Origin of the sequence: Streptomyces sp. NBRC 110028 (assembly GCF_001417735.1) — a bacterium.
In the GTDB taxonomy this organism is placed as follows: Bacteria; Actinomycetota; Actinomycetes; order Streptomycetales; family Streptomycetaceae; genus Streptomyces.
Map to the genome: position 1 here is coordinate 118,635 of NZ_BBUZ01000033.1, position 12,534 is coordinate 131,168.

Annotated in this window: 14 protein-coding genes and 1 pseudogene; 7 read left to right on the plus strand and 8 right to left on the minus strand. The window is 69.1% G+C overall.

The window, feature by feature from the left end:
- Nucleotides 1-465: 465 nt before the first annotated feature.
- Nucleotides 466-625: pseudogene (locus ASC60_RS44160) on the plus strand (integrase); the annotation flags it as partial.
- A 122-nt stretch (nt 626-747) separates the two neighbouring features.
- Here the strand turns inward: ASC60_RS44160 and gshB are convergent.
- The 7 genes from gshB to ASC60_RS26030 all read right to left on the minus strand — a co-directional run bounded on the left by gshB (nt 748) and on the right by ASC60_RS26030 (nt 7,261).
- On the minus strand, nt 748-1,686 hold the full coding sequence (gshB, locus tag ASC60_RS26000; RefSeq protein WP_055555022.1) for a glutathione synthase: 939 nt from the start codon (nt 1,684-1,686) through the stop codon (nt 748-750).
- On the minus strand, nt 1,683-2,576 hold the full coding sequence (locus ASC60_RS26005; RefSeq protein WP_055555024.1) for an amidohydrolase: 894 nt from the start codon (nt 2,574-2,576) through the stop codon (nt 1,683-1,685). Before ASC60_RS26005 ends, gshB begins: the two co-directional genes overlap by 4 nt.
- Before the next feature lie 3 nt (nt 2,577-2,579).
- Nucleotides 2,580-3,209 carry a carboxymuconolactone decarboxylase family protein gene (locus ASC60_RS26010; RefSeq protein WP_055555026.1) on the minus strand — a complete coding sequence of 210 codons (630 nt, stop codon included), beginning with the start codon at nt 3,207-3,209 and terminating at the stop codon, nt 2,580-2,582.
- Between the two features lie 50 nt (nt 3,210-3,259).
- A complete protein-coding gene (locus ASC60_RS26015) occupies nt 3,260-4,429 on the minus strand; it encodes a CaiB/BaiF CoA-transferase family protein (protein WP_055555027.1) in 1,170 nt (389 codons plus the stop codon).
- The gene (locus tag ASC60_RS26020; protein WP_055555029.1) at nt 4,426-5,073 is read right to left on the minus strand and encodes a glutathione S-transferase family protein; all 648 of its coding nucleotides are present in this window, start codon (nt 5,071-5,073) and stop codon (nt 4,426-4,428) included. The genes ASC60_RS26015 and ASC60_RS26020 overlap by 4 nt, the downstream gene beginning before the upstream one ends.
- A gap of 78 nt (nt 5,074-5,151) precedes the next feature.
- Nucleotides 5,152-5,886 carry a GntR family transcriptional regulator gene (locus ASC60_RS26025; protein ID WP_199831054.1) on the minus strand — a complete coding sequence of 245 codons (735 nt, stop codon included), beginning with the start codon at nt 5,884-5,886 and terminating at the stop codon, nt 5,152-5,154.
- A gap of 46 nt (nt 5,887-5,932) precedes the next feature.
- The gene (locus ASC60_RS26030; protein ID WP_055555031.1) at nt 5,933-7,261 is read right to left on the minus strand and encodes an MFS transporter; all 1,329 of its coding nucleotides are present in this window, start codon (nt 7,259-7,261) and stop codon (nt 5,933-5,935) included.
- Nucleotides 7,262-7,435: 174 nt separating this feature from the next.
- Between ASC60_RS26030 and ASC60_RS26035 the strand changes: the two genes are divergently transcribed.
- Nucleotides 7,436-8,305: a fumarate hydratase gene (locus ASC60_RS26035; RefSeq protein ID WP_199831055.1), complete on the plus strand. Its 870-nt coding sequence runs from the start codon at nt 7,436-7,438 to the stop codon at nt 8,303-8,305.
- Nucleotides 8,306-8,310: 5 nt separating this feature from the next.
- Nucleotides 8,311-8,931 carry a fumarate hydratase C-terminal domain-containing protein gene (locus ASC60_RS26040; protein WP_055555033.1) on the plus strand — a complete coding sequence of 207 codons (621 nt, stop codon included), beginning with the start codon at nt 8,311-8,313 and terminating at the stop codon, nt 8,929-8,931.
- 55 nt (nt 8,932-8,986) lie between these two features.
- On the opposite strand, the gene ASC60_RS26045 is transcribed toward ASC60_RS26040, so the two are convergent.
- Nucleotides 8,987-9,736 (minus strand): GntR family transcriptional regulator, encoded by a 750-nt coding sequence (locus tag ASC60_RS26045; protein ID WP_159043318.1) that lies wholly within the window; start codon nt 9,734-9,736, stop codon nt 8,987-8,989.
- Between the two features lie 109 nt (nt 9,737-9,845).
- Between ASC60_RS26045 and ASC60_RS26050 the strand changes: the two genes are divergently transcribed.
- The 4 genes from ASC60_RS26050 to ASC60_RS41790 all read left to right on the plus strand — a co-directional run bounded on the left by ASC60_RS26050 (nt 9,846) and on the right by ASC60_RS41790 (nt 12,534).
- Nucleotides 9,846-10,661: an enoyl-CoA hydratase-related protein gene (locus ASC60_RS26050; RefSeq protein WP_055555037.1), complete on the plus strand. Its 816-nt coding sequence runs from the start codon at nt 9,846-9,848 to the stop codon at nt 10,659-10,661.
- Between the two features lie 162 nt (nt 10,662-10,823).
- Nucleotides 10,824-11,546: an enoyl-CoA hydratase/isomerase family protein gene (locus ASC60_RS26055; protein ID WP_370592965.1), complete on the plus strand. Its 723-nt coding sequence runs from the start codon at nt 10,824-10,826 to the stop codon at nt 11,544-11,546.
- Entirely contained in the window at nt 11,543-12,400 is an 858-nt protein-coding gene (locus ASC60_RS26060) for a 3-hydroxyacyl-CoA dehydrogenase family protein (RefSeq protein WP_055555041.1), read from the plus strand. The genes ASC60_RS26055 and ASC60_RS26060 overlap by 4 nt, the downstream gene beginning before the upstream one ends.
- Nucleotides 12,397-12,534 carry a hypothetical protein gene (locus ASC60_RS41790; RefSeq protein WP_159043319.1) on the plus strand — a complete coding sequence of 46 codons (138 nt, stop codon included), beginning with the start codon at nt 12,397-12,399 and terminating at the stop codon, nt 12,532-12,534. The genes ASC60_RS26060 and ASC60_RS41790 overlap by 4 nt, the downstream gene beginning before the upstream one ends.

The window sequence follows — 12,534 nt, forward strand, 5'->3', positions numbered from 1 at the left end:
AGAGACTCAGGAGGGGTCGGGCGGGGTCAGGCCGTTTCCGCCGGCTCTTGGACGGTGTCGCGGAGCCCGATGACGATCATGGTGACAGTGCCCTGCCCGCTCAAGCTCGGCACTGGGCCGACTTCCCCACACCTGCCGCTGGAGCAGGCCGGGAACTCGGAGGAACGCTGCGGCGGATACGGCAACTCGTCGATCATCAGCAACGGGCGCGGTGAACGTCCGGCGACTGCGGCCGGACGGCTGCTCGCCCAGATCCACGCGGCTGGGACCACGACCCGTGCGGTGGCGACCGCACGGGCGGGTCTTGCCCGCAGCGCCGCCGGAGCTGCCACGGCCGAACTCCAAGCCCTCGGTCTGATCCGTCTGCGAGATGCCGTCGCCAGCACACGCGGACGCCCGTCGCCGATCCTGGAACCTGTCCCGGCGGCGGCCGTGGTCGTCACCGCGGACGTACGACCAGACGGGATGATCCGCGACCGGGACCCGAAGCCCACAACTGCCTTCGACGTCCTCATGGCCGATGCCGGTCTCAAGGTCGTCACCACCGGTATGCGGATACCACGGATGAACTCGCTCATGGAGCGCTGGGATACAGACCTGCCGCACCGAACTCCTGGACCGGACCCATGCGGCGTGAGCTGCACGGATGAGATCTCCGGCAAGGGCACTGCTCCGCCTATGAACCTCGTCCGCAAACGGGTAGTAAGCGGCTGCCTGCCCGGGTGTTACGCGAGTCTGGCAGTCGGCTCACCGGGCGTGGGCCAGCAGGCGTCGCAGGACGGCGTCGGCCACCCGCCCCGCCGTTTCCATGGGGCCACCGTCGATTTCCCTCAGTCCCGTCGGACTGGTGATGTTCACTTCGATGAGCCGGTCCCCGATGAGGTCGATTCCAGCGAAGCCGATACCGCGCCCGATCAGCTCGGGGCGGAGCGTCGCGCAGATCTCGCGGTCGGTCTTCGAGAGGGGTACCGGGGCTGCTGAGGCCCCGACGGCCATGTTGCAGCGGAAGTCGGGCGCCTTGGCTGTTCGGCGGAGCGCGGCGACCGGTTCACCGTCGACGACAAGGACTCTTCGGTCACTGTGGGTGCCGTCGTCGACGAAACGCTGCAGCACCACGTGTCGCCGTCCCCGTGCGGTGCCGACCTCGATCAGGCCGGCGAGGTTCGGGTGTCCGTGTTCCAGCAGTAGTACGCCACGTCCGCCCATGGCATCGGTGGGCTTGAGGACCGCGCGCCCCCATCGCGCCACCGCGTCGGCCAGCTCCGCCGCGGATGCGCTCACCACGGTCTCGGGGATGAGGTCGGGAAAGTGCAACGCGAAGAGCTTCTCGTTCGTGTTCCGCAGTGCGTCGGGACTGTTGCACACGGGGGTGCCACGGCGTTGCGCGAAGTCGAGGAGGTAGGTGGCCCGCAGGTAGTCGTCGTTCACCGGCGGATCGGTGCGTACGAGCACGAGGCCGGCGTCGTCCAGGTCCAGGACCTCGGCCCGGCCGCGGACCAGGGAGCCGGAACGGAGGTCGGCCGCGTGGGCGCGGGCGAGTACGTGGCCGTCGCGTAGGGACAGTTCGCGCATTTCTGCCATGAGCGCCTGATGGCCGCGCGCGGTGGCTGCTCTCATCAGCGCGATGGAGGAGTCGTGAGCGGGGTCGAGCCGGTCCGGCGGGCTGACGAGGAACAGCAGTCTCATGCGGCGGGCCCGGTGTCCGTCAGCCGTTGCGGGTTGTGCACCAGGATCCGCTGGCGCAGCCCGGCGTCGTCGACCCAGTCGCAGAAGATGTCGGCGAGGTCGGCGACGTCAGGGGCGGATTCTCCCATCCGGACGAAGGGCCAGTCCGAGCCCCACAGCAGCCGGGTCGGCGCGGCCTCGACGAGAGCGTCGTGGAACGGGCGGGCATCCGCGTAGCCGCGCGCGGGGTCTCCCACGCGGCACAGGGTCAGCTTCACCCAGGCAGCGCCGTCCCGCACCCGGTCGAGCAAGGCGCGAAAGGCTGCCGAGTGGGGGCCGGCGGCCACGTCGGGCTGGGCCATATGGTCCAGGACGATCGGTACATCGGTGTCGGCGAACTCGTCCACCAGCCGGACGCAGTCGTCCAGCCCCGCCCAGATCTGCGCGTGGATATCCAGCTCGCGCATGGCCGGTGCCAGTGCGCGGAAGGCCTCGGTCCCGATGGCGCCGGGGAAACGCGCGCCGGTCGAGGGGGCGATCCGGTCGTTGAACCGCAGGGCCCGGACACCGGCGGCGTGCAGGCGTGCCAGCTCATCGGCGGAGCAGTCGGCGGGGGCCGTGGCCACGCCCACGGCCCGGCCGTGCGACTGTGCCATGGCGTGTTCCAGCGCGCTGGTGTCGTTTCCGTAGGGTGCCGGCTGAACGAGCATGCCGCGTGTGGTGCCCGTGCGGTCGAGCATGTCGAGGTACGTCGCGGGAGGCGCGTCCGGAATGGGATAGGTGGACGGCCCGGGTGGGAACCGGTCGAAGGGGCCGAAGACATGGGAGTGGCAGTCCCAGGCGCCTGCCGGGAAGTCGCGGGCGGCACGCCTGGGCAGGCGCGCCGGGACGGTGTTTGCGGTGGTGGACATGGTTCAGCCCGTCGTCGGTGTCATCGTGGCAGGCGCGCCGAGAACGGCTTCGGGCAGTTCCACGAGCCGGCGCACCGGCCCGCCGGAGGACGTCAGCGGGCGCTCGCCGCCGGGTGCCGGGATCCGGTGGACGTTCAAGGTCATGGCGACGAGCGTGTAGTAGCCGACGACAGAGGAGAGTTCGACGGCGCCCACCTCCCCCCAGCGCCGCCAGACCCGCTGGTACACCTCTTCGTCGACATCCCCGGTCTGCTGGAGCCGGCGGGCGAACTCATGGACGTCATAGGCGTCCTGGTCGTGGAAGACCGGGGGCTCGCCGGTGCGCAGGGCGTCGACGATCTCGGGTTCCAGACCCGCGCGCAGCGCGGCGTCCGCGTGGATCGACCATTCGAGCTGGGCGGTCCAGTGCCGGGCCACGACCAGGATGGCCAGTTCGTTGAGGCGGTCGGGCAGGCTGGTGCCGTAGCGCAGTATCTCGCCGAAGCGCTGCCAGCGGTCGGCGAGTTCGGGCCGGTGCAACGCCGCTCGCAGCGGTCCGACCAGCCGGGCACGAGGGCCGTTCACGATGTCGCGGTAGACCCTCTCCTGCTCCGGAGTCATCGTGTCGGGGTCGAACAGGGGGATGCGGGGCACGAAGGGCTCTCCTGCTTCTCGATGGTTCACAGAGGTGGGGGGTCGGTTCGTCAGGTGCGGTTGCGAGCTGTCAGACCGTCGGTGGCCTCTGCGCTGTGCTGTCCCAGCAGCGGCGGGGCCATGACGAAGTCGAGCGCGGCGTTGCGGAAGCGCAGAGGGCTGACCACCTGGGGAACGGAACCCAGGGTGGGGTGCGGCAGTTTTCGGACCATGCCGCGATGGCGCACCTGCTCGTCGGCGAAGGCCATCGGCACGGTGTTGATGGGACCGCACGGCACCGAACGGCTGCCGAGTTCGTGCAGCCAGTGCTCCAGATCGCCGCCGGCCAGCGTCTCCCGGATGAGGGCGGTGAGCGCTTCGACGTTGCGCACGCGGGCCTTGTTGGTGGCGTAGTCGGGGTCGGTAGCGAGTTCGGGCTTGCCGAGTGCCTCGCAGAACTGGACGAACTGGCCGTCGTTGCCGACCGCGACGACGAGGTGGCCGTCCCGGCAGGGGTACACGTCCTGGGGCTGGATGTTCGGGTGGCGGTTGCCGCGGCGGACCGGCACGTCCCCGGAGATCAGGTGGTTCATCGCCTGGTTGGCGAGGATGCCGACCTGGACATCGAGCATGGCGAGGTCGATGTGGTCACCCTCCCCGGTGCGGTCCCGGTGGGCGAGGGCAGCCAGGACCCCGGTGGCCGCGTACATGCCGGTGAAGAGGTCCACCACCGGGATGCCGACCTTCTGCGGGCCTCCTCCGGGGCGGTCGTCGGGTTCGCCGGTGACGCTCATCAGCCCGCCCATGGCCTGGATCATGAAGTCGTAGGCGGCCTGGTCGCGGCGCGGGCCGGTCTGGCCGAAGCCGGTGATCGAGCAGTAGATGAGGTCGGGCTTGACGGCCCGCAGGTCCTCGTAGCCCAGTCCGTACCGGTCGAGCGTGCCGGCTTTGAAGTTCTCCAGCACGATGTCGCTGGTGGCGGCGAGCCTGCGGACGAGTTCCTGTCCCTCGTCGGTGGCGAGGTCCGCGGTGACCGAGCGCTTGCCTCGGTTGACGGAGAGGAAGTAGCCGGATTCCGTGTCGAGGAACGGCGGTCCCCAGGAGCGGGTGTCGTCGCCGGTGCCGGGCCGTTCGACCTTGATGACGTCGGCGCCGAGGTCGGCGAGCACCTGTCCGGCCCACGGCCCTGCCATGATGCGGCTCAGGTCGAGGACGCGCACGTGCGTCAGCGGGCCCGTCACGACGCGCTCCCGTCGGCGAGAGTGGCGGAGTCGTCGAGGATCCGCGTAGCGCGCATCGACGGGCGGTCGGACACCTCGGCGTGCCATGCGGCGAGGTTCGGCCGCCCAGCGCGCCAGTCCAGGACACCCCAGCGGAAGTCCAGGTGCGCCAGGGCGATCGCGATCGAGACCCGGCCGATGTCGAAGCGCTCGCCGAGTTCGCCGGCGCGGGACTCCAGGTGGTCGAGCGTCGTGGTGACCTTCAGGCCGAAGGCGTCGAGGTAGGGGTCGGCGGCGTCGTGGGCGAGCCCGCGGTCGCGATGCCAGTTGCGCCACACGAGGAGCAGGTCGAGCAGGCCGTCGCCGAGGGCCTGGAGCGAGGTCGCCTCGAAGTAGCCCGCGTCGTCGTTCGGGTACAGCGCCGTGTCATTCGCCCTTCGGGCGAAGAACTCGCAGATCACCCGCGAATCCAGCAGGACCCGCCCGTCGTCGAGCAGCAGTGTGGGGATCTTGTTGAGCGGATTGGCCTCCAGCACCTGGGGATTGGGCTCGGCCATCTGCACCGGAGTGCGCACGGTGTCGACGTCGCCCACTTGGTCCGTCTCGTGCAGTACGACCATGACCTTGCGGACGAACGGTGACTTCGGGGACCAGAACAGTCGCACCACACACTCCTAAGTCATTGATGCAGCTTTATAGCTTTTACGGTAAAGGTGTGTCCCTGTCGACGGCAAGTCGCCCCGTCAGGAGTGGACGGAGATGTCCAGTCGGACCACGTCACCTCGGTACATGCCGTCCCCGACGAAGACCACGATCCCCTCCGCGTCGACCGCCGTGCGCTGGAGCCGCGCGATCGGCGAGTTCAGCGGGATATCGAGGTCGCTGCTGAGTTCGACGTCGGCCATCACGATCGTGAGGGTCTGATGCACTGTGGCCAGGTGCAGGCCCGGCATCTCCTTGAGCATCCGCAGCGTCGTGTTCTCGGCGAGCTGTTCGTCCGTGATCCGCGCGGCCCACCGCTCCGCGATGTAGGCGTCGCCCAGGTAGTAGGGACGCCCGTCGCGGGAGTGGCGCCGCCGCCAGTGCCGGTACGACGGCGCCGGCGTACCGTCGGCGTGCTCGACATACGGCGGCTGGGCAGCGACGTCACTCGACAGCAGTTCGACCTCGATACCGGGAGGGGAGAGCAACAGGCCGTTCCAGTCGGTGGGGACCTCGCACCACAGATCCTGCTGCGGCCGCCGCCTGACGAACGTTCCCTTGGCCCGGTACCGCTCGATCAGCCCGGCCTCTTCGAGCAGTCCGAGCGCCTGCCGGACCGTGGCGGGCGCGACACTCCACTCCTCCGCCAACTCCACAACGGTGGGAATGCGCTCCCCCACGACCCAGTGACCCGACTCGATACGCCGCCGGAAGATCGTGGCCAACTGACTGTATCGGGCAACGCCGGCGCTGTTGCCGTGAGGGGTGATAGCCATATCGGCCATTGTTGCAAACCGGTCGTACGGCGGGGACACGTGCGGGTCAGACCCTGGCCCCGGTGCGCTCCGGACGGATGAGGAGGAACATCAGCAACGTGCCGACTCCCAGAACCACACCGTAGAGCAGCTGGTTGTACGCCTGGGTGCCGGTCGCGCTGCTCAGCCATCCGGTGACGGCGGGCGTGATCAGGTTGCCGATGCCCGCGAAGGCGGTGATGGTGGCGATACCGCCCGCAGCCGCGGTACCCGTGAGCAGCGCGGCCGGCATGCTCCAGAAGGGTCCCATCGCTCCCATCGTTCCCACGGCGATCAGCGTGAGGACCACGAGCGCGAGCCCGGTCTGCCGCGCTACCAGCGGCAGCACAAGCCAGCCGACGGTTCCCACCAGGGCGGGGAGTCCGGCGTGCACGCGGCGCTCCTGGGTCCGGTCCGAATGGCGGGCGTTGAGGTACTGGACGACGACCGCCGCGGCGAACGGCACCGCGCTCAGCAGCCCGATCTGCACCACGCTGAGCGAGCCGGCGTCCTTCAGGATCGTGGGAAGCCACAGGAACAGGCCACTCGTACTGGTCATGATGCCGAAACCGAGCGCGGCCAGACCCCAGAACCGCCCATTGCGCAGGGCGGCGCCGTAGGAGTGCGGGACCTTGTCCCCGGTGGGCCGGTCGCGCTCGACCTCGCCGGCCACGAGGCGGCGTTCGTCCGCGCTGAGCCAGCGCGCCGACTCCGGGCCGTCACTGAGCACGAAGTACACCACGACGCCGAGCAGACAGGCAGGCAACCCCTCCACCAGGAAGACCCACTGCCAGCCGTCCATGCCCCCGAAGCCGTCCATGGCGTCCATGATCCCGCCGGATACGGGGCCGCCGACGATACCCGAGATCGCCATCGCAGACAGGAACGTCGCGTTGGTGCTCGCCCGCCGCTTCGAGGGGATCCAGTACGACAGGTAGAGCAGGACCCCGGGGAAGAAGCCCGCTTCGAAGACGCCGAGGAGGAACCGCACCGCGTAGAAGTGGCCCGGGGACGCCATGAAGGCGGTGACCGCGGACACAAGGCCCCACGGCACCATGATCCGCAGGAACGTCTTGCGGGCCCCGACCTTGTGCAGCATCAGGTTGCTCGGCACCTCGAACAGCACGTATCCCAGGTAGAACAGGGACGCTCCGAGACCGAACACCGCGTCGGAGAATCCGAGGTCCGCGGAGAACTCGAGCTTCGCGAACCCGATATTGGAACGGTCGATGAACGCGACCACGTAGCACACCACGAGCAGCGGCAGGATGCGCCACTTGATTTTCCGGTAGACCGCGTCGGACTGCGGGCGCCCAGTGCTCTCCGGCCGGGTATCCGGCGTGGCTTCCGTCGCCATCGGCTGGCTCCTCATCGTTGAGAGTTCGCGACGGAGAGACGCACCGTCGCGGCGCTGGCGAGGACGCTAGGTACCGACCAGGCAAAAGTCAATGACCTAACTTTTTGATTGTTGCGATTTTCCGCGCTAGGTTCGTTGAGTCGGCGCTGTCCGAGCCACGGGAGGAACGAAACCTTGGCGATCACCTATGACTTGCTGAAAAGCGTCACGTCCCAGATGTACGCGCGGTCGCTGCGGGCGGTGCCCGCCGACGCGAAGAAGGCCCTGGCGGGCGCCCGGACCCGGGAGACGAACCCCGTCGCGCGCAACACCCTGGACCTGATGGTGGCCAACGCTACCGCGGCCGAGGAACGCGGTCACTTCCTCTGCAGCGACTCCGGAGTGCCGACGTACCAGATCCGGGTCGGGACCCAGGCGAGGTTCGACGGCGACGTCAAGCGGGCGATCCGCGACGGGTTCGCCGAACTCGTGGCCGCGTCCGACCCGCCGCTCCTCAAACACGTCACCAACCCGCTGACCAACGAGCGCGGTTACGCCGGCAAGGACATGCCCATCGTGACCTTCGACCTGGTCGACGGCGCCGACGACGTAGAGATCATCTGCTCGCCCAAGGCGCTCGGCTCCGGACGGTGGGCCGCACTGGAGATCTTCACGTTCCCCTCGATCGCCGAGATCGAGGAGTACATCATGAAGGTCGTCCTCACGGCCGGCTCCCAGGCATGTCCGCCCGTGGTCGTGGGCGTCGGCATCGGCGGCACCTTCGACTACGCCACCAAGCTGGCCAAGGAGTCAGTGGTGCGGCCGATAGGCCAGAGCCATCCCGAACCGCTCATCGCCGACATGGAAAAACGCCTGCTCGAAGCGGTGAACAAGACCGGCTTCGGCCCGATGGGCACTGGAGGCGCCACCACCGCCATGGCCGTGCACGTCGACTACGCCTCCGGGCACGGGTTCACACCTGTCGCCGTGTGCTTCAACTGCTGGATCGATCGCCGCACGCGGGTACGGATCAGCAACGACGGCACCGTCACCGAGACGGAGTGAGGACCATGGCCGAGATACGGGACATCGAGCTGCCCGCCGACGAGCACTTGGTCCGGGAGCTGCGCGCCGGCGACCTGGTCCGGTTGACCGGGGAGATCGTCATCTCCGCGGGACTGCCGGCCTACCGGCGCCTGCTGAGCGAGCTGCACCAGGGTATCGCGCCGCCCCTCGACCTGCGGGGCCGCGCGCTGTTCCACGTGGGCAGCCTGGGCGAAGAGGCCGGCGGCGAGTACAGGCTCCGCTACCTCAACCCCACCACGAGCACGCGGTTCAACGCCGAGATGCCGGAACTCATCCGCGGACTCGGCATCCGCTTCGCCGGCGGCAAGGGCGGTCTCGGCGACGAGTCGGCGGCGGCCATGCGCGACACCGGTTGCGTCTACCTCTCCTTCCTCGGCGGCGGCTGCACGCTGCTCTCGGACGCCATCAGACGCGTCACAGCGGTGCACTGGACCGAGATGGTGGAGCACTACCGCCTCGTGCGGGTCGAGGTCGAACGGCTGGGGCCGCTGACGGTCGGGATCGACACGCACGGCGCGAGCATCTACCGGGACCTCAGAGACGACGCCCAGGCCAGGCTTCCGGACATTCTCAGCGGGCTCGCCGAGGCGCGGGAGATCCGATGAACTGTATCCAGAAGCTGACGCAGTCTGCACTGCGCCTGTCTTTTCTGGGACGTCGTCAGCCGGCAGAGTCGAGGACGAAGCGCAGGGCCTCACGGATCGTCTTCGGGTCGTGGGCTCCCGCCACGGACGCGAGGACGGTCAGCGCCGTGCGTGCAAGATGCTCGGCGACCAGCCGGGAGGCCTGCCGGCCGTCCCGCGCCTGCGCCGCCCCCAGGATCTCCTGGTGGCCGGTCCGTCCCATCGAGATGAGGGCCAGCCGGTAGCCGGGCTCGTTGTGGTAGATGCGCAGATAGCGCACCGAGTGGTCCCACATCGACTCCGCGTGCGTTCGCAGCCGGTCCTCCGTGCGGGACAGGAGCAGGAAGTGGAACCGGCAGTGATGGTCCGTGGCCCTTTCCTCGTCGCCGTCCGACGCCGCCGTCTCCATGGCCGTCAGCGCCGCTTCCAGCTCGCTGACGTCCTCCGCGGTGAGCTGCGGCACCGACAGCAGTACCGCCAGCGGTTCGACAGCCAGCCGCATCGCGTACAAGGCCTCCAGGTCCGGGATGGACAGCGGAGCGACCCGGATCCTGCGGTTGAAGTCCAGTTGCACCAGCCCTTCGGTCTGCAGCCGCCGCAGCGCCTCGCGCAGCGGCGTCCGGCTGACGCGCAGGTCCGCCGCCAGCCGCACCTGGGAGATCCATGTTCCGGGCCTCAGCTCGCCCCGGAGGATCGCGTCGCGCACGTGCTCGTACGCGAGGGTCATGGTGTCGCCGGCCAGGTCATGCGGGCGTTCACCGGAAGAAGGAGCGGGAGTCGTGGACACAGAACCCACATTAGCGGACCCGATCTTCCCTCCAGACGGTGAGAAGACTTCCAAAAACTGTATCCAGTTTGCTTGGATCGTAAGTTCCTTCTGTGTAGAGTCCAGTCACATGACAGCATCTGCAGACAATCCAACGACCGTGCACGGCGTCCGCCTGGAGATTCACGGTCAGGTGGCTGAAGTAGTACTCGACCGTGCTCCGGTCAACGCGGTGACCGTCGGGATGTACGAGACGCTCATCACCGTCTTCCGTGAGCTGTCGGCCCGGACCGACGTACACGCGGTCATCCTCCGGTCCGCTGTGCGGATCTTCAGCGCCGGGGCCGACATCAAGCAACCGGTGGAAGCGGTCTCTCCCTCCGAGAGCGCGGCCGAGTTCCGGCAGCGGATGGCGCGGACCGCCTACGAGGCCATCCTCGACTGCACACTCCCCACCATCGCCGTGATCAACGGAGCCGCGCTCGGTGCCGGGGCGGTCCTCGGCGCCTGCTGCGACATCCGCTACGCCGCCGACGACGCGCGGATCGGACTGCCCGAGATCAACGCCGGCCGCTGTGGCGGCGGCGCCCACCTGATGCGGCTGCTGCCCCAGGGGCAGGTCCGGCTCATGTACCTCACCGGCGACCCCGTGGACGCGGCCGAGGCATACCGCACCGGACTGGTCCAGCACGTCGCCGCGCCCGACGCGATCCTTACTGAGGCCCGGGAGCTGGCCGCCCGGATCGCCGCGAAGAGCCCGCTCGGCCTCCGGCTGGCCAAGCAGGCCCTCAACGAGGCCGAGAACCTGCCTGTCCGGCCGGGGTACGCCGCCGAGCAGGTCTACACGCTGCGGCTCGGTGCTCACCCGGATGCCGCAGAGGCGGCGAAGGCCGTCCTGGACAAGCGCGAGGCGGTCTGGTCCTGGCCCGGCGTCGCGGAGGGCTGAGCAGAGCCAGTCGAGCCGAGCACATGCCACCCCTCAGGAAGAGTTCCCCGTGAGTGAGTACCTCCGCACGACCGGCACCCCGCGAGCCGCGGCAGGCGTCTGCCAAGTACCCCGGGCCGCCGCCGTCCCCTGCCCGGAGACGGTGCGAGTCCCGTGAACACCGTGACCATCGACGAACGTGACGACCGGACCGTCGTCACGCTGAACCGGCCAGATGCCCGCAACGCCATCAACGCGGCGATGATCGCTGAACTCCACGAAGTGTGCGCGCAACTGGAGGCACGCCCGAAGCCCCTGCTGCTGACCGGTTCCGGCGGGGTCTTCGCCGCCGGTGCCGACATCGCCGAACTGGCCGGGCGAGGCCGGGAGGATGCCCTGCAGGGCATCAACAGCCGCCTCTTCGACCGCCTGGCCCGGCTTCAGCAGCCCACCGTCGCCGCTGTCGACGGCTACGCGCTGGGTGGTGGCGCGGAGCTCGCCTTCGCCTGCGACATACGCATCGCTTCACAGACGGCCCTCTTCGGCAACCCCGAGCCGGGCCTTGGCATCATCGCCGCCGCCGGGGCCTGCTGGCGACTGGCCGATCTCGTCGGTACCTCCGTCGCCAAACAAGTCCTGCTCGGCGGGATACGCCTGGACGCGGAGCGCGCCCACCGCCTGGGCCTGGTCGCCGACGTGGTGCCGGCCGCTGACCTGCACACGCGGGCCCACGGGCTGCTGGACCGCATGACGCGCTCGTCCGCTGCCGCCCTGCGACTCACGAAGCTCGTCGTGGACTCCCCGGGCGGACACCCCTCCGTGGACGACCTCGCGCAGGCGGTGTTGTTCGAGACGGACGACAAGCGTGACCGGATGGCCCGGTTCCTGACCAAGGAGACCCGATGACAGCGGTACCCCACCGGATCGGAGTGATCGGCGGCGGCCGGATGGGGGGAGGAATCGCCCAGGTCTTCGCCGCCGCAGGCGCGCACGTGACCGTGGTCGAGAGCTCGCCACAGGCCGCCGACACCGCCCGCGCACGCATCGCGGACAGCCTCGAACGGGCCGTCCGGCGGGGCAAGTCGAATGCCGATCCCGCCGACGTGCTCAGCAGGCTCGACCTGGTGCCCGACGTATCCGAGCTGCCCGAGGAAGCCGATCTCGTGGTGGAAGCGGTACCGGAGATCACGGCCCTGAAGGCCGACGTGCTCACCGCCGTCGAGCAGGTGGTCTCCGCACGGACCGTCCTCGCCACCAACACCAGTTCGCTGTCGGTGAGCGAACTGTCGGCCGCCCTTGAACACCCCGAACGCTTCCTGGGCATGCACTTCTTCAATCCCGTTCCCGCCTCCAAGATGGTCGAGGTGGTCACCTCACCGGCCACCTCGGACACCGTCCGCGACCAGGTGCTCGGGTATGTGGGAGCGCTCGGGAAGAAGGACGTGCTCGTACGCGACTCGCCCGGGTTCGCCACCAGCCGCCTCGGTGTCCTGCTCGGTCTGGAAGCGATCCGCATGCTGGAAGAGGGCGTCGCCGACGCCGACGCCATCGACACCGCCATGGAACTGGGCTACGGCCATCCCATGGGACCGCTGCGCTCCACCGATCTCGTCGGCCTCGATGTGCGTCTGGCCATCGCCGACCACCTGCATCGCACCCTCGGAGACCGGTTCGCCCCACCGCAACTGCTACGTGACAAGGTCACCGCGGGACAACTGGGCCGCAAGACCGGACAGGGCTTCCACGCCTGGCCTCGGTGACCAGCTACGTACTCGGAGTACGGATCGGCATCGGCCGCGACGCGCGCTACCGCTACCCGCGGCGATCACCCACGTGGGGCCGGACAGGCACGGTCAAAGTCGCCGCCGACGCCGTGCTCTTCCTTCGCCAGTGA